General features: G+C 70.9%; 11 protein-coding genes. 3 read left to right on the forward strand and 8 right to left on the reverse strand.

Annotation, left to right across the window (positions count from 1 at the left end):
* Positions 1-11 precede the first annotated feature (11 nt).
* A complete protein-coding gene (gene accD / locus G578_RS0106365; RefSeq protein ID WP_028793521.1) occupies positions 12-962 on the forward strand; it encodes an acetyl-CoA carboxylase, carboxyltransferase subunit beta in 951 nt (316 codons plus the stop codon).
* Positions 931-2,322 (forward strand): bifunctional folylpolyglutamate synthase/dihydrofolate synthase, encoded by a 1,392-nt coding sequence (locus tag G578_RS0106370; RefSeq protein WP_084618723.1) that lies wholly within the window; start codon positions 931-933, stop codon positions 2,320-2,322. Before accD ends, G578_RS0106370 begins: the two co-directional genes overlap by 32 nt.
* 28 nt (positions 2,323-2,350) lie before the next feature.
* Here G578_RS0106370 and G578_RS0106375 read toward each other — a convergent pair whose 3' ends face one another.
* Entirely contained in the window at positions 2,351-3,250 is a 900-nt protein-coding gene (locus tag G578_RS0106375; RefSeq protein ID WP_051244142.1) for a TauD/TfdA dioxygenase family protein, read from the reverse strand.
* A 104-nt stretch (positions 3,251-3,354) separates the two neighbouring features.
* Between G578_RS0106375 and G578_RS0106380 the strand changes: the two genes are divergently transcribed.
* A complete protein-coding gene (locus G578_RS0106380; protein ID WP_028793524.1) occupies positions 3,355-4,281 on the forward strand; it encodes a LysR family transcriptional regulator in 927 nt (308 codons plus the stop codon).
* A 123-nt stretch (positions 4,282-4,404) separates the two neighbouring features.
* On the opposite strand, the gene trxA is transcribed toward G578_RS0106380, so the two are convergent.
* Genes trxA through G578_RS25070 form a run of 7 tightly spaced genes read right to left on the reverse strand, consistent with a single transcriptional unit; the run spans position 4,405 to position 15,585 of the window.
* Complete coding sequence (gene trxA, locus G578_RS0106385; RefSeq protein WP_028793525.1) at positions 4,405-4,725, reverse strand: thioredoxin; 321 nt, start codon at positions 4,723-4,725, stop codon at positions 4,405-4,407.
* 55 nt (positions 4,726-4,780) lie between these two features.
* Positions 4,781-8,260, reverse strand: coding sequence for a double-strand break repair helicase AddA (addA, locus tag G578_RS25065; protein ID WP_038013742.1), 3,480 nt, complete (start codon positions 8,258-8,260; stop codon positions 4,781-4,783).
* Complete coding sequence (gene addB / locus G578_RS0106395; RefSeq protein WP_028793526.1) at positions 8,257-11,268, reverse strand: double-strand break repair protein AddB; 3,012 nt, start codon at positions 11,266-11,268, stop codon at positions 8,257-8,259. The genes addA and addB overlap by 4 nt, the downstream gene beginning before the upstream one ends.
* A gap of 32 nt (positions 11,269-11,300) precedes the next feature.
* Positions 11,301-12,065: a nucleotidyltransferase family protein gene (locus tag G578_RS0106400; protein WP_028793527.1), complete on the reverse strand. Its 765-nt coding sequence runs from the start codon at positions 12,063-12,065 to the stop codon at positions 11,301-11,303.
* 37 nt (positions 12,066-12,102) lie between these two features.
* A complete protein-coding gene (locus tag G578_RS0106405; RefSeq protein ID WP_028793528.1) occupies positions 12,103-13,152 on the reverse strand; it encodes an aminoglycoside phosphotransferase family protein in 1,050 nt (349 codons plus the stop codon).
* The gene (gene tsaE / locus G578_RS0106410) at positions 13,145-13,636 is read right to left on the reverse strand and encodes a tRNA (adenosine(37)-N6)-threonylcarbamoyltransferase complex ATPase subunit type 1 TsaE (RefSeq protein ID WP_028793529.1); all 492 of its coding nucleotides are present in this window, start codon (positions 13,634-13,636) and stop codon (positions 13,145-13,147) included. The genes G578_RS0106405 and tsaE overlap by 8 nt, the downstream gene beginning before the upstream one ends.
* Entirely contained in the window at positions 13,633-15,585 is a 1,953-nt protein-coding gene (locus tag G578_RS25070) for a sensor histidine kinase (protein WP_051244145.1), read from the reverse strand. Before G578_RS25070 ends, tsaE begins: the two co-directional genes overlap by 4 nt.
* Positions 15,586-15,723: the final 138 nt, after the last annotated feature.

Raw genomic sequence — 15,723 nt, forward strand, 5'->3', positions numbered from 1 at the left:
GAGAGGCGGAAATGAACTGGCTCACCAGCTCGGTCCTGCCGAAGATCAAGGCCTGGGTCGGCGCCCGCGAGGTGCCCGACAACCTGTGGCACAAGTGCCCGTCCTGCGGCCAGATGCTGTTCCACCGGGACCTTGAGGAGAACTTCCAGGTCTGCACCGCCTGCGACCATCACCTGCGGATGAACGCCGTCGACCGGCTCGCCATGCTGTTCGACAAGAGCGAGTACCAGACCATCGAGCTGCCGAAGACGGCAGCCGACCCGCTGAAGTTCCGCGACCGCAAGCGCTATACCGATCGCATGCGCGAGGCCCAGGTGAAGGCCGGGCGCAACGACGCGATCATCGTTGCCCACGGCACGATCGAGAACGCGCCGGCGGTCTGCGCGGTGTTCGACTTCTCCTTCATGGGCGGGTCCATGGGCACTGGCGTCGGCGACGGCCTGGTCCGTGCCGCGCGGCTGGCCGAGACCCAGGACGCCGGCCTTGTCGTGTTCCCGGCCTCCGGCGGCGCGCGCATGCAGGAGGGCATCCTGTCCCTCATGCAGATGCCGCGCACCGTCGCCGCGGTCGAGCGGCTGAAGGAGAAGGGGCTGCCCTTCATCGTCGTGCTGACCGACCCGACCACCGGCGGCGTCACCGCGTCCTTCGCCATGCTGGGCGACCTGCACATCGCCGAGCCGGGCTCGATCATCGGTTTCGCCGGTCAGCGGGTGATCCAGGAGACCATCCGCGAGCAGTTGCCCGAGGGCTTCCAGAAGGCCGAGTATCTGCGCGAGCACGGCATGGTCGACGCGGTGGTCCATCGGCGCGAGCTGAAGGCCATGCTGGGCCGTCTGCTCGGCCTGATGATGTTCCGCGAGCCCTCGGCCGAGGTGGTCGCCCTGCCGCAGCCCGATCTCGACATTCCCGGCCGGGATGACGAGGCCGAAGATGCCGAGATGGCGGACGCCCAGAAGACCTGATCGCCCGCTCCGTTCGGAGGATACGGCCATAACCGCCCCGTCGCCCGTCGCCAGCGCCGACACCCAGGCTCCGGACGCGATCCTTGCGCGCCTGCAGACCCTGCACCCCAAGGCCATCGACCTGTCGCTCGGCCGCCTGCAGACCCTGCTCGACCGCCTCGGCAATCCCGAGCGCGCCGTACCACCGGTCATCCATGTGGCGGGCACCAACGGCAAGGGCTCCACAATCGCCTATCTGCGGGCGATCCTGGAGGCGGCCGGCCATCGGGTCCACGTCTACACGTCGCCCCATCTGGTGCGGTTCAACGAGCGTATCCGCCTGGCCGGCGACCTGATCGACGACGCCGCCTTCTCCGCGGTGCTGGAGGAATGCGAGGCGGCGAACGGCGGCGAGCCGATCACCCTGTTCGAGATCACCACGGCCGCCGCCTTCCTCGCCTTCTCGCGCGTACCGGCCGACGTGCTGCTGCTGGAGGTCGGGCTCGGCGGCCGGTTCGACGCCACCAACGTGATCGACCGGCCGCTGACCTGCGTCATCACGCCGGTCTCGATCGACCATGTGGCGTTCCTCGGCGACACCATCGAGAAGATCGCGTTCGAGAAGGCCGGGATCGTCAAGCCGGGCGTCCCGGTGATCGTCGGGCCGCAGGATCCGCGCGCATTCGGGGTTATCGCCGACCGGGCGGCCGCGCTGGAGGCGCCGATGACCGTATTCGCGCGGGACTATTCGGTCCGGCGCGAAGGCGAGGGGCTGGTGGTCGAGACCGGGAGCGAGACCGAGGCCCTGCCGCTGCCGTCCCTGCCGGGGGCGCATCAGATCGACAATGCGGCCGTGGCGGTCGCCGTCGCGACAGCGGTGTCCGGCTCGCTCGCCAATACCGCCGTGCACCGGGCCGAGGGGGTGCGTACCGCCTCCTGGCCGGCCCGGATGCAGCGCCTGACGCGCGGTCCGCTGGTGGAGTTGTTGGCGGCGGGCTGGAGCCTGTGGCTGGACGGCGGGCATAACGCCGATGCCGGCCGTGCGGTCGCCGCCCAGGTCGCGGCCTGGCGCCGGGAGCGGCCGGACGAGCCGGTGCACCTGATCGTCGGCATGCTGAACACCAAGGCGGCGGACGACTACCTGCGCCCCTTCGCCGGCCTGCCCGCCAGCGTGTCCACGGTGGCCATTCCCGGCGAGACGGCCAGCCTGTCGGCCGAGGCGGTGGCGGCGATGGCCGGCACCGCGGGCGTCGCGGCGGCCGCGCGGGAGAGTGTCGCCGAGGCGCTGTCCGGCATCGTCGCCGGCGGCGGATCGTCGGGCCGCGTGCTGATCGCCGGCTCGCTGTACCTCGCCGGCCGGGTGCTGGCGGAGAACGGGTAGGCACCGTTCCCCGCAGCGTCGGTTCGGCTCAAGCCGGGGTCGGTGCGTCCTCGCCGACCAGCGTCACGCGATGCATGATCCGGCGGGTCGTCCGGTTGTCGAACGGCTCGACCGAATGCATGGTGCAGCGGTTGTCCCACATGATGACGTCGTGCGGCTCCCAGACATGGCGATAGACGAAGGCGGCGTCGGTCGCATGGGCGGTGAGGTCGTCCAGCAGCGCCCGTGCCGCGTTCTCCTCCATGCCTTCGATCGTGACCATGGTGTGCGGGGACAGGAACAGGCTCTTGCGGCCCGTGACCGGATGGCGCTTGACCAGCGGGTGGCGGACCGGCGGCAGGTCGTCATACGTGCCCTGATCGACCTTGCCGGCGAGCTCGGGGGCGGTGCGGAGGATGTAGTCGTGGGCGTGGATCACCCAGAGGCCCTCGATCCGGGCCTTCATGGCCTCCGACAGCGCGTCATAGGCGGCGTACATGTTGGCGAACAGGGTGCTGCCGCCCTCGCGGGTGATCTCGATGCCGTGCAGGATCGAGCCCTTGCTCGGGATCTCGCGGAACGAGCTGTCGGTGTGCCAGCGCCAGGACTGGTTCAGGTACTGCCAGGCCGTATCCGTCGGCGGCACGATGTTTCCGCTCTCGTCCACGTTCGACACCCGGTAGATCGCCTTGTTGCGCGACGACCGGTGGGCGACCGAGGGATGGATCTCGAGCCGGCCGAACCGCTCGCCGAAGGCGATATGCTGCTCGTCGGTGATCCGCTGGTCGGGAAAGACGAGCAGCAGGTGCTCCATCCAGAGCGCATGGATGGCCTCGACCGTGCTGCCGTCGAGCGGCTGCGAGAGGTCGACGCCCCGGACGGTGGCGCCGATATGCGGATGGCGCTTTTCGGCGGTGATGCTGTCGGAATGCGCGTGAGCGACGGACATGGCGGTGGTCTCCCTGGTTCTGTGTCCTTCAGGGAAGCTTGCTTGGCACCGGGTAGAATTTGAAATTATACTAATTTCTAATCTTCATCATATTTGGTGATGTGATGCTGTCCATCGACCGGATGCGCGTCTTTGCCGCCGTCTTCGAGGAGGGGTCTTTCACCGCGGCGGCGGAGCGGTTGAACGCCACCCAGTCCGGCGTGTCGCAGCAGATCGCCCGACTGGAACGGGCGCTCGGCACGCAGCTGCTCGAACGCGGCGCGCGCGGCGCCGTCGCCACGCCGGCGGGCAGGCAGCTCTATGCCCGATCGATCGCGCTACTCCGGGAGATCTCGACCGTCGAGCGCGGGATCGTCGATCTCGGGCGCGGGGCGACCGGCAGCGTCACGCTCGGCGTCATGCCGGCCCTGACCCGCTCGGAGGCCGGTCCCGTCCTGAGGCGCTATCTGGCCGAGAACCCGAACGTCACGATCAACCTCGTGGAGCGGGCGAGTTCAGAACTCATCGACGAGGTGGTGGGCGACAGGCTGGATGTAGCCATCGTCCCGGTCTTCGACGCCCCGCCCTCGCTTCGCTGCCGCCTGCTCGGCCGATCGCGGGAGGCCCTGATCGCCCGACCGGCGGGCGATGGCCTCCACATGCGTCCGGTCGACGTCCGGGCGGTGTCGCCGATGCGGCTGATCCTCCAGTCGGAAGGAAGCATCCGCCGCCGCCGGGTGCTGGCCTACCTGCGGTCCCGGGGGGTGGAGCTGGATGCGCTGATGGACATGGACAGCATGTTCGGCACCCTCGAGTTCGTTCAGAACAGCGATTTCGTGACCATCGTTCCGGCTGTCATGGTGGCGCCGGAGATCGACAGCGCGGCGATGTGCGTGCGGCCGCTCGACCTTGACGGACTGGCGCTGGAGGTCATGGCGGTGTCTGCCGCGCGGCGCGAGCCGTCACCGATCGTGACTGAGATCCTGGACCGGTTCGAGCGGTCGCTGGCTGCGTTCGAACGACGCCTCGACCTTCGTCTCGGGCTGGGTTGAGGGGGGATGGGTTTAGGGACGGACGGCGGGACGGCCAAACACGAACGGCCCCGCCGAAGCGGGGCCGTCCTGATAGGCAAACTGTGTCGCTCGTCGCTCGGATCGGGGCGCTCGGATCGAGGCTCAGATCGAGGATTCGATCCACTGCTTGAGCTGGGTCTCCGGCAGGGCGCCGATCTTCTGGGCGTGCACCTGGCCGTCCTTGAACACCATGAGGGTCGGAATGCCACGCACGCCATAGGCGGCCGGGGTCTTCGGATTGTCGTCAATGTTCAGTTTGACGACCTTCACCTGCTGGCCGAGCTCGTCGGAGATCTTCTCCAGGGACGGGCCGATCATCTTACAGGGGCCACACCACTCGGCCCAGAAGTCGACGACCACAGGGGTGTCGGATTTCAGGACGTCCTCGTCAAACGAGGCGTCGGAAACCGGGTTCGTCGTCATCGATTCATCCTTTCGCGGTTCCTCCGGCGGAGATTAGGAACGCCGCCGGTCATGGTCAAGGCAATGCGCCAAACCCTTGAAGCAACGGGTCCGGAATGGGCATCAGGGTCGGACCGTCGGTCCAAAGCAGCGCACATCGCACCGCCCGGCCGGGATATAGGGACGCCACCAGCGAGCGATATGTGGACATCTGGCGCATATATGTGTCGGCCACGGCATCAATTGAAGAGGGTGGCGGCCGATTGGTCTTGTAATCGACGATAAGCACCGCGTCCGGGCCGACGGCGAGCCGGTCGATTCGGCCGGAGACGATCTGCAGGCCCTCCGGCCCGGTGACCTGGCCGACGATCGGCACCTCGGCGCGGGAGCCGGGGGCGAAGACCGGCGCGAACTCGGGGTCGTCGAGCACCGCCAGCACCTCCGCCAGCCAGGACTCCACCTGGTCGGGACTCAGGGCGTGGACCGGGCGGGTCAGCAGGGCGCGGCCGGCTTCGTGGCGGCGGGTGGGCTCCATGTCGGGGAGAAGCTGGAGCAGACGGTGCAGCAGCACGCCGCGTTTGAACGGGTCGGTGCCGTCGCGCTGCAGCGGTGAGCGCACCGGCGGCTCGTCGGCGGCCGGGCGCGACGGGGCGAGCGGTCGCGGCGGGGTCGGTTCGCGCGGAGCGGCGCTACCGGCCCAGCCGGGCAGCGACGCCGGAGCCGGGGCGGCCGTGCCGGCACGCGCGGCGGGGGCCGCCGCTTCCTGCGGCGTGGCCAGCACCAGCGTGCCGTCCTCGTCCTGCGCCGCGATGGCGGGCAGGCCGGCGCGGGCATGGCCGAACCAGCCCTTGTCCACGGGATCGCGCTTGCCCTTCCAGCCGCAGACGATCAGCCGGTCCTCGGCCCGGGTCATGGCGACGTAGAGCAGCCGGCGGTATTCCTGCTCCATCGCTTCGCGCGCCTTCGCCCGCGCACCGGCGGAGACGGCATCGGCGCTGGCGCTGGACGGCGCCCAGAGCGGCAGGTCGAGCCCGTCGCCATGCCAGACCACGGCATCGCGGAGCTGTGGCGGCCGCACCGTGTCGGGCAGGATGACGATCGGCGCCTGCAGGCCCTTGGCCCCGTGCACGGTCATCACCCGGACCTGGTCGACCTCGCCGCCCTCCAGCTCGCGCTTGACCTCCTGCTCGCCGGCGACGACCGCGTGCAGGAAGCTCTGCAGCGAGGGCGGGTTCTCGCGCTCGTCGTCCAGGGCCTGGGCCAGGAACTCGTCGATCGCGTCCTCGCAGTCGGGGCCGAGACGGGCGACCAGCCGCTCGCGGCCGCGCTCGGCCGACAGGATCTGCTGGTAGAACGCGTGCGGCGGCAGGTTCCGGGCCATCCCCGACCAGCGGGACAGCCGCCGGGCCGCCCGGGCGAAGACGTCCCGCTCCTCAGCCCGGCGCCACAGCTCGGCCCACAGGCGGCGCTCCTTGCGTCCCTGGGCGAGGTCGAGCAGGTCCTCCTCGCTCAGCCCCACCAGCGGGCTCTTCAGCACGGTGGCGAGCGTCAGGTCGTCGTCGGGCAGCAGCAGCGCCTCGCCCAGCGCGATCAGGTCGCGCACCGCCATCTGCTCGGTCAGCACCATGCGGTCGACGCCGGCCACCGGCACATCCGACGCCTTCAGCGCCCGCACCAGTTCCGCGACGAAGGCCCCGCGTCGGCGCACCAGCACCATGACGTCGCCGGGGCGGATCGGCCGGTTCTTGGCCTCCAGCGGCTCGCCCGCGGCAATCCAGCCGGCGATGCGGCCGGCGATGGTCTGGGCCAGCCGGGTGACCGGGGCGTCCATGGAGGCGCGGGTCAGCGGCGGCGACCAGGGATCGCCCGCCTCCTCGTCCTCGGGCTCGACCACCGGCCAGAGCTCCACGCGCCCGGCCTGACCGGTGCGGCTGGCCCGGTGGGCGATCTCCCGGGTGACGCCGGCGACGATCTCCGCCACGCCCTGGCGTGCGTCCTCGCGGGCGAAGACGGCGTCCACCGCGCTCAGCACGGCCGCGGTGGAGCGGAAGGAGACCTGCATCTGCACGTCGCGGAACGTCTGCTCGGCGGCGGTGACCCGTCCGGCGAAGTATTCGCGGGCTTCGGTGAACCCGGCGGGGTCGGCCCCCTGGAAGCTGTAGATCGACTGTTTGACGTCGCCCACGGCGAAGATGGTGCGCGGCCGGTCGGGCGCGCGTTCGGCCATCGCTCCAAGGCCAGCGAAGAACTCCTCGGCCAGGGCGCGCACGATCTCCCACTGCGCCGGGCTGGTGTCCTGGGCCTCGTCGATGAGAATGTGCTCCAGCCCCTCGTCCAGCTTGAACAGCACCCAGGCCGCCGTGCCGGGGGATGTCAGCAGGCGCCGGGCGCGCTCCACCAGATCCTCGAAATCGAGCAGGGCGCGGCGGGACTTGGCACGGCCATAGGCGTCGATGATGGCGGCGGACAGGCGGATCAGCGCGGCCGAGCGCAGGGCGGTATCCAGCGCCTTGCGCCGTTCCTCCAAACCCAGGATGCGCTCCGCCTCCCGGGTCAGGTCATCGAGCAGGGTCGGCGCGCGTTCCTGCACGCCCTTGGTGGCGAGCCGGGCCTGGATCGCACCCTCCTGGGTCAGCAGGGCGCGCTTGTAGTCGTCCCAGGCATTGGCGCGGGCATCGGCATCTGGCAGGGCGAGCCAGGCGAACAGGGTGTCGGCGCGGTTGGTATCCGTCTTTCCCCCCGCCGCCAGCGCGCTCGCCGCCGCGTGCAGGGCATCGCGGTCGAAGGCGGCGTCGTCGCTGGCCGCCCGGCGCAGGATCCAGTCGGTGTCGGCCGGATCGGTGCCCAGCGTGGCATGCAGGCGGGCGGTGATGGCGCCGATCCCGGCGGCGGCCTCCAGCGACCGGGTCAGCCGGGTGCGCTGGACCAGCATGGTCTTCAGCAGGTCGCGCACGGTCTGCTCGGCCGCCCGCTCGGTGACCACGGCGAGCGCGTCCGCCAGATCCCCGTCCGCCCCGCCGCGCGCCCGCTCCAGGACAGACCGCTCGGCATCCTCCAGCAGGGTCGCCGCCGCCCGGTCGTCGGCCAGCCGGAAGTTCGGCGGCACGCCGGCCTCCAACGGGAAGCGGCCGAGCAGGGACTGGGCGAAGGCGTGGATGGTCTGGATCTTCAGCCCGCCCGGTGCGTCCAGCACCTCGGCGAACAGGCGCCGCGCCTTGGCCATGCGGTCCTGGCTCGCCACCCGGCCGTCCAGGGTCTCGAGTTCCTTCCCGAGGGCGTCGGCGTCGAGCACGGTCCATTTCGCCAGGGTGCGCGAAAGTCGGGTCGCCATCTCCGCCGCCGCCGCCTTGGTGAAGGTCAGGCACAGCAGGCGCTGCGGCTTCGTGCCGGCCAGCAGCAGGTTCAGCAGCCTGTCGGTCAGCACCTTGGTCTTGCCCGACCCGGCGGAGGCCGCGACCCAGGCGGAGACGGACGGATCGGCTGCCTCGCGTTGGTTGCGGGTGGCTTCCTCGATGGCGTTTCCAGCGGGGGCGCTGAGAGGACCCAGAGTGCTCATCCCTCGCCCTCCTCGCCGGCCGACCAGTCGCCGGTGCGCGCCAGGTGGTCGTAGTCGTTGAAGCGCAGGCTGCGACGCGGGTCCGGGGCGGCGTGATAGGGGGTGCTCTCGTCGTCGAAGGCGGCGATCAGCGCCTCAAGCCCGGCACGGGCGGTCTCCACCAGCTCGGGCACGGAGACATCCACCGCGTCGATCTTGCCCGGCGGAGTGCCGCCGCCGACCCGCCAGTATTCCAGAGAGGCCACGTCGGCCGCGGGCAGATCCTGCTCGGCAAAGCCGCCGGCCATCAGGATCATCGCCTCCAGCGGAAGCTGCGGCGCGCGGCCGGCCTTCAGATCGCTCAAGCTCGGGTTGGCGCCGGTCTTGTAGTCGATGAGGACGTAGGTGCCGTCGCCACGCCTGTCGATGCGGTCGGCGGTGCCGAACAGCGTGAACGGTCCGCCGGGTCCGGCCAGGGTGACGGCGCCCTGGCGTTCGGTGGCGGAGTAGTCGAGCGATTTGCGCCGCTCGCGCTCGACCTCCACGAACCAGCGCGCCACCCGCTCGAAGCGCGGCCACCAGAAGGCCCAGACCCCCGGCCGGTCCATATGGGCGGCGAAACTGCGCTTGCCGTACTCGATCAGCATGTCGGCCGGGTTTGGCGGCAGGTCGCGCGGGTAGTCCCGGACGAAGGCGTCCAGCGCCTCGTGGATGGCGTTGCCGCGCTCGATGGCGCCGACCTCCATATCCAGCGGGTCGAGCTTGCGCAGGTCCAGGATGTAGCGGGCGTAGATCGAGTACGGATCGCGCAGCCAGGTGTCGATCCGGGTGACCGACAGCCTGCGCGGCCGCTGATCCAGGCGCGGGCGCGGCTCCGGCGGCCGGCCGGGATCGGGGGCGGCGGGGGTGTCCAGCAAGGCATGCCAATGGCCGGGGGCCTTCCACGACGCCAGCGTCTCCTCGCTGTGCAGGGCGCGGGCGACGGTATCCAGCCGCAGCAGCCAGCGCGACGGGATGGTCGGGCTGCCGTCGACCCGTTGGGCGCGGGTGAGGAACACCTCGCTTCCGCCCATGGCCATGGCGACGTCATGGGCCGCCTTGCCAATGGCGAGGTCGATGGAAGGCAGGCCGAAATCCCGGCGCATCGGCCGGCTCATCCACGGGTCCGGCTTCGGCTCCGCCGGCCAGGTGCCTTCGTTCAGCCCGCCCAGGATCACCCGGTCGAAGGCCAGCAGCCGGGCCTCCAGCACGCCGAGGATGTGCAGACGCGGATGGCTGCCGTAGCGCGGACGCACCACCCGGCCCTCCAGCAGGGCGTCGAACAGGCCGGGCCAGTCGCGGCCGCCGATCGGCTCCATGCCGGCGGCCCCGTCGGCGAACTCGTTGGACAGCCGGGCCAGGGCCTCGCCCGCCTCGCCGACCCACAGGCGCAGGCTGCCATGGGTGTCGTTGGAGGTGGCGAGCGTCTCGGCGGCGCGCAGATGGGCGTCCAGGATCTCCGGCACGGCGACGGTGGGCTGGGACAGGGCGGCTTCCAAGGGCGCCAGCGCATCGGCCAGCCGGTCGCAGAAGCCGAGAAGGGCGCCAAGCGGCTCGGGTTTGAGGCCGGAGGCTTCCGCCGCCCGGCGCAGCCCGGCGAGACCGGCGGCGGGGCGGGGGCCGCGCAGGATATCCCGGTCCAGGCGCTCCACCAGCCGCTCGAACCGATCCGGCGGCAGACCGGTGGCGCTCAGCGGATGCTTGAGCAGGGAGAGCAGGGCGACCGGCGCGCAGTCCACCGCGGCGCGGGCCAGCAGGCGCAGGAACACCGCCGGCGCGCTGTTGGACAGCGGGGCGCCGCCGGAATCGTTCACCTCCAGCCGGTCGCCGTCACCGTCCTGGATCCGCCAGCGGCGCAGTTCGACCGCGACCCGGCGGGCGAGCCGGCGGTCCGGGGTGACCAGGGCGGCGGTCTTGCCCGGCTGTTCCAGCACCTCGCGCATCAGCAGGGCGATGATCCCGGCCTCCTCGCGCGGCGAGGCGGCGTCGATCCGGGTGATGCCGTCGAAGGCGGCCGGCGTCGGCGCGTCGGCGGCGGTCGACAGGCCGCGCCAGGCCTCGGTCGTGGCCGCCGGGCGCAGGGTCTCGCGGATCAGCCGGTCGCGGCCGCCGGTCACCGACGGGGACCACTCGCGCACCTGATCCCGGTCGACGCCGAGGGTGCGCAGCAGGCTGTGCAACCCGTGCTGGGGATGGGTCGGGTCGTCGCCGATGGCGGCCCAGCTCGCCGCGTCGCCGTCCCGGTCCAGCCCCGGCAGCACGATGGCGCCGGCCGGCAGCGCCAGCACCGCGCGCATCAGTTCCGTCGTCGCCGGAATCGAGCCGGTGGAGCCGGCGACGATGACCGGCGTGCTCGGCGGATGGGCGCGCAGGGCGGCGGCCTCGGCCCGCATCAGGGCGTCGCGCCGGGCCATCGGGTCGATCGCCGCCAGTTCCTCCAGCCGGCCGGGCCAGATCTCGGTGACGATCTTCAGGAAGGCGATGGTCTTGTCCCAATGGGCGGCATAGGCGTCCGGCGCCAGATCCTTGAGCACGGCGAAATCCAGCCCGTGCATCTGCACCTCGTCGATCAGCCGGGCGAGGGCCGTCGCGAGGCGGTAGGCGTGTTCCGGGGTGTCCGGCGTCGCACTGTCGGGATCGGCACGCAGGAAGGCGGTGACCAGCCGCATCAGCTCCAGATGGCGCTGCAGGTCGGGGATCGCCGGCGGGATCTCCAGCGCGCCGGCGGCGCCGGCCTCCGAGCCCGCCTCCACGTCCAGCAGGTCCTCGTCCACGTCGGAGACGGTGGACAGCTTCGGCAGGAGCATCGGCCGTCCGTCGCCGAAGCGCAGGAAGGCGTCGGCGGCGGAGCGCACCGCGCGCCGGGTCGGCAGCAGCAGGCGCACGTCGGTCAGGGCGATCGGATCGCCTTCCACCCGCTCCCACACACCGGCGGCCAGCCGGTCGAGGAACGGCGTGCCGATGGGGATGGTGTAGACGCGGTCGGTCATCCGGCTCCGTCGTGGTTGGCCCTTGGCGGCGTCTAGAAGAAGGGCACGTCGGCGAGATGGCCGGCGGCGAAGCGCAGGTTGGCGCGCTCCAGGTCGGCCGGCGTCGAGATATGGTACCAGAGCCCGTCATGCAGCGCGCCGAAAAGCCGGCCCTGCTCTTCCGCCCTGTCGTACAGCACGCGCATGGAGAACGCTCCCACGGGCGCGTCGGCGAAGATGCGCGGATGGACGATGGACACGCCCATATAGGCGTAGGGAGCGACCCGCGCCTCGTCACGGCTGGAGATCCGGCCGATCTCGTCCATGGTGTAGTCGCCGTAGCCGTGCCAGCCGAGCACCCGGGCGAAGGGATAGAGCAGGAGCTGGATGTCCATCTTCTCCGAGTCCCAGGTATCGGCGAAGCGGTGCAGGGCGTTGCGCATGCCGTCGAGCCAGACGCTGTCGCCGTTGACCACGAAGAACGGTTCGTCGCCGAGATGGGGCAGGGCGTGTTTCACCCCGCCGCCGGTCTCCAGCACCGCGTCCTCGTGGATGACGGTGATCGACGGGTCGCGGCGGCGCTCGACATGGCGGGCGACGTGGTCCGACAGGTAGTGGGTGTTGACCACCACGCGCTGCACACCGGCGTTCTTCAGGTGCTCCAGCGTTCGGTCGAGGATCGCCACGCCGCCGACCGGGACCATGGGCTTGGGCATGTTGTCGGTGATCGGAGACAGACGGGTCCCGCGGCCGGCGCAGAGCACCATGGCGGTCTCGGGCAGCCAGTCGGGCCGGCGGCTCAGTCCGGGCAGCAGCATGCGTGTGTCCTCACCGGTCTTTCATCGTTTGATCAATTTATCGTTTGATTTCGGGGCTGATCGAGCTGGGCAGGCGCCTGTCCGGCTCGGGGATGCGGCGTACCGACCGCGGCATCTCCCGGTCCAGCCATGCCGCCACGCCGTCCAACCCGGCCCGGTCGACATCCGCCTCGATATGGGCCCAGCAGCGCGGGATATGGACCATGTAGCTGGTGCGGCCGAAGAAGCCCTGCTGGCGGCCGAACTGTCCCAGGATCTTGATCGCCCGCTGGGCGCCCAGTGCGTGATAGGCGCGCAGGAAAGCGTCCCAGTCCGCGACCTTCCGGCGCTCGCGATAACGCGCCAGCATCGCCGCCTCCAGCCCCGGCGCGAGGTCGCGGCGCGCGTCCTGTAGCAGCGAGACGAGGTCGTAGGCCGGGCTGCCGGACAGCGCGTCCTGGAAGTCGAGCAGGCCGCAGCGCGCCAAGCCTTCCCGTCCTTCCAGGATCATCAGGTTGTCGACGTGGAAGTCGCGCAGCACCAGGGTGTCCGCGCCGTGGGTCATCACCGGCACGGCGTCGCGCCAGGCGCCGCGATAGGCCTCGGCCACGTCATCGGACACGACGTCGCCCAGGGTCAGCGGGGCGTACCAGCGCAGCATCCGGTCGGCTTCCTCGACCAGCCGGCCGCCGTCATAGGGCGGGGCGGCGAAGCCGATCTGCGGCGCGCGCTCGTGCAGGTCCGCCAGCAGGTCGACCGCGATGGCGTACAGCGCCTCCTCGCTCCAGTTCCGCTCGTCCGGATCGGCCAGGATGCGGGTGAAGGTGCGGTCGCCGAAATCCTCCAGCAGCAGCAGCCCGGCGGGCACGTCCTCGGCCAGGATCGCCGGGGCGGAATAGCCGAATCGGCGCAGCTGTCCGGCGATGTCCAGGAACGGCCGCACGTCCTCCAGGGCCGGCGGCGCGTCCATCAGCACGGCGCGGGCGCCGTCGCGCACCACGCGGTGATACACCCGGTAAGACGCGTCCTTGGCCAGCAGCGTGACCTCGGCCCCGCTCCAGCCTGCGTTTTCCAGGAATGTCTCGATCTCGGTCTTGCGGTCACTCACCCGGCAGGGTTCCCGTCTCGATGTCGCCAAGGCGGCCGGCCCAGCGCCCATGGGGCGTCAGATGCGCGATCCGCCGGTCGCTTCCATGGCATATTTCGAGCGCCAGTTCGAGCCGATCCGACGGGACGGCCGCGCCGAGCCGGTCCGGCCACTCGACCAGCACCACTGCCTCGGAAAACCCCTCCGCCAGTCCCAGCTCCTCGACCTCGCCCGGATCGCCGAGCCGGTACAGGTCGCAGTGCCAGACGGTGCCGCGCTCGCCCTCGTAGGGCTGGACCAGGGTGAAGGTCGGGCTCGGCACCTCGGCCTGCGGGTCGTCGAGCCAGGCGCGCACGAAGGCGCGGGCGAGCGCGCTCTTGCCCGCCCCCAGCGGCCCGGTGAGCAGGATCGCCATGCCCGGCTCCGCCCGTCCGGCGAGCAGGGCGGCAAGGCGATGGGTGGCCTCCAGATCGTCCAGGGAGAGGGGCGGCGGCAGCGACGTCACTCGGTCTCGTCTCCGGCCTCGTCGGTCTCGCGTCTGCGGGGATGGCGCGGCACGGTGCAGATCACCTCCGTCCCTTCGCCCGGCGCGGAGGTCAGCGTGACGGCGCCGTCATGCAGCTCGATCAGCGACTTCACCAGGGCGAGGCCGAGCCCGGCCCCACTGGAGCGGCCGCGGCGCTCGAACCGCTCGAACACCCGGGTCTGGTCGTCCAGGGCGATGCCCACGCCGGTATCCTTGACGATGAACGCCACCATCTCGCCGCGATCCTCCACCGACAGCATCACGTCGCCGCCCTCCGGGGTGAAGGCGATGGCGTTGGAGACCACGTTGTACAGCGCCTGGGTGAAGCGGCGCTCGTCGACCTCGATCGGCGCCAGGTCGGCGGGGCATTGCACCGACAGGCCGACGCCGCGCGCCCGCACCCGCTCGCGGGCCAGGTTCTCCACCGCGCTCGCCAGGTCGGCCGGCGCTATCGCCGTGCGCTCCAGCTCCAGATACCCGGCCTCGATGGAGGCGAGATCGAGGATGTCGTTGACCAGGCGGACCAGCCGGTTGGAGGAGCCGAGGATGGCGTTGGCATAGTCCTTCTGCCGCTCGTTCATCGGCCCGGCATATTCCTGCTCCAGCACCTCCGAGAAGCCGATGATGGCGTTCAGCGGCGTACGCAGCTCGTAGGAGACGTTGGCCAGGAACTCGCTCTTCAGGCGGTCGGCGGTCTCCAGTGCCTCGGTGCGTTCCTGCAGCGCGGTCTGCACCGCCAGGGTGTCGGTCACGTCGCGGAAGTTCAGCAGGGTGGCGCCGTCCGGCAGGGGCACGACCGCGAAGTCGAGGGCGAGGCCGTCGGTCAGGTGCACGGTGCCGCTGGTCGCCTCCCGTCCGGCCAGGTAGCTCATCCATTCCGCCTTGATGTCGGTCCAGGGCCGGTCGGTCGGGAATTTCGGGCGCATGGCCTGGAACACCACCTCCGCCGGCGGCTCCGGCTCGAGGAAGACCGGCTCCTCCTCCGTTCCCCGCAGCCCCCATTGGGTGCGGAAGGTCGGGTTCGACAGCTTCATGCGGCTGTCGACGCCGAACACCACGATGCCCTCGTAGAGATTGTCCAGGGTCTCCTGCTGCACGGCGGTCAGCGTGTTGTAGGAGCGCTCCAGGGTCAGCCGGTCGGTGACGTCCTCGAAGGTCATCAGCAGGCCGCCGAACGGATGCGGCGTGACCACCATGCGGATGGTGCTGTCGTCGGGCAGGAACAGCAGCTCCTCATGGGCGTCGATCAGGGTGGTGAACAGCCGGTTGAAGTCGTCGCGCCAGGCCCGGAAGTCGGACTGCTCCGGCAGCCGCCGGCTCTCCCGCGCCATGTCCAGCACCTCCGACAGGGTCGGGCCGACCTCCAGGCGGGCCGGCTCGATCTCCCACATCAGGGCGAAGGCGGTATTGGCGAAGACCACGCGGCGGTCGGGGCCGAACACGGCGATGGCGCTGTTCAGCTTCTCCAGCACCTCCGCGTGGGCATCGACATGGCGCGCGAGGTCGGACTGGATCTGCTCCAGGCCGGTCACATCGCGGCCCATGCCGATCGTGCCGCCGCCGGCGCTGGCCGACAGCGCGGTCTCGAAGATCTCGAACAGCCGGCGGTCGCCGTCGATCACCAGGTTTCGGCTCTCGCTCTGGACGCGACTCGTCTCGCGGGCGCGGGTGGCCAGCCCGCTGCCGCGCTCCAGGTCGCTGGCCAGGGGCACGGCGGCAGCGTTGACGAAGCCGATCGCGCCGGTCGGGTCCCGTCGCCAGGCCGGGTTGGGAAGGGCCGCCAGGGTGGCGTCGGGGGCCAGCCGGCGAACCTGTTCAACCTCCGATTCGAGCTCGGATATCCTCAGGCGTCGCCGATGGGCCACCCAACCCAGGAGACCGGCAACCAGGCCCAGCAGCGCGATGGCGCCCCATGAAAGCGGGGTCATGGTCACGTACTCCCCTCCGGCGGCCGGGCGGATCCGGACCGCGCGCCGATGTACGGCGTTTTAATAGAATCCTTTTTCACATCCGAAGCCTAGCCGCCCGTGATCGGCAAGTCGACGCTCGCCGGAGCCGGTCCCACA

This window comes from Thalassobaculum salexigens DSM 19539, assembly GCF_000423805.1.
In the GTDB taxonomy this organism is placed as follows: Bacteria; Pseudomonadota; Alphaproteobacteria; order Thalassobaculales; family Thalassobaculaceae; genus Thalassobaculum; species Thalassobaculum litoreum.

Excerpts from the sequence above, each read along its gene's own strand:
- accD (WP_028793521.1), top strand. The coding sequence starts at position 12 with ATGAACTGGCTCACCAGCTCGGTCCTGCCGAAGATCAAGGCCTGGGTC.
- G578_RS0106370 (WP_084618723.1), top strand. The coding sequence starts at position 931 with ATGCCGAGATGGCGGACGCCCAGAAGACCTGATCGCCCGCTCCGTTCG.
- G578_RS0106375 (WP_051244142.1), bottom strand. The coding sequence starts at position 3,250 with ATGTCCGTCGCTCACGCGCATTCCGACAGCATCACCGCCGAAAAGCGC.
- G578_RS0106380 (WP_028793524.1), top strand. The coding sequence starts at position 3,355 with ATGCTGTCCATCGACCGGATGCGCGTCTTTGCCGCCGTCTTCGAGGAG.
- trxA (WP_028793525.1), bottom strand. The coding sequence starts at position 4,725 with ATGACGACGAACCCGGTTTCCGACGCCTCGTTTGACGAGGACGTCCTG.
- addA (WP_038013742.1), bottom strand. The coding sequence starts at position 8,260 with ATGAGCACTCTGGGTCCTCTCAGCGCCCCCGCTGGAAACGCCATCGAG.
- addB (WP_028793526.1), bottom strand. The coding sequence starts at position 11,268 with ATGACCGACCGCGTCTACACCATCCCCATCGGCACGCCGTTCCTCGAC.
- G578_RS0106400 (WP_028793527.1), bottom strand. The coding sequence starts at position 12,065 with ATGCTGCTGCCCGGACTGAGCCGCCGGCCCGACTGGCTGCCCGAGACC.
- G578_RS25070 (WP_051244145.1), bottom strand. The coding sequence starts at position 15,585 with ATGACCCCGCTTTCATGGGGCGCCATCGCGCTGCTGGGCCTGGTTGCC.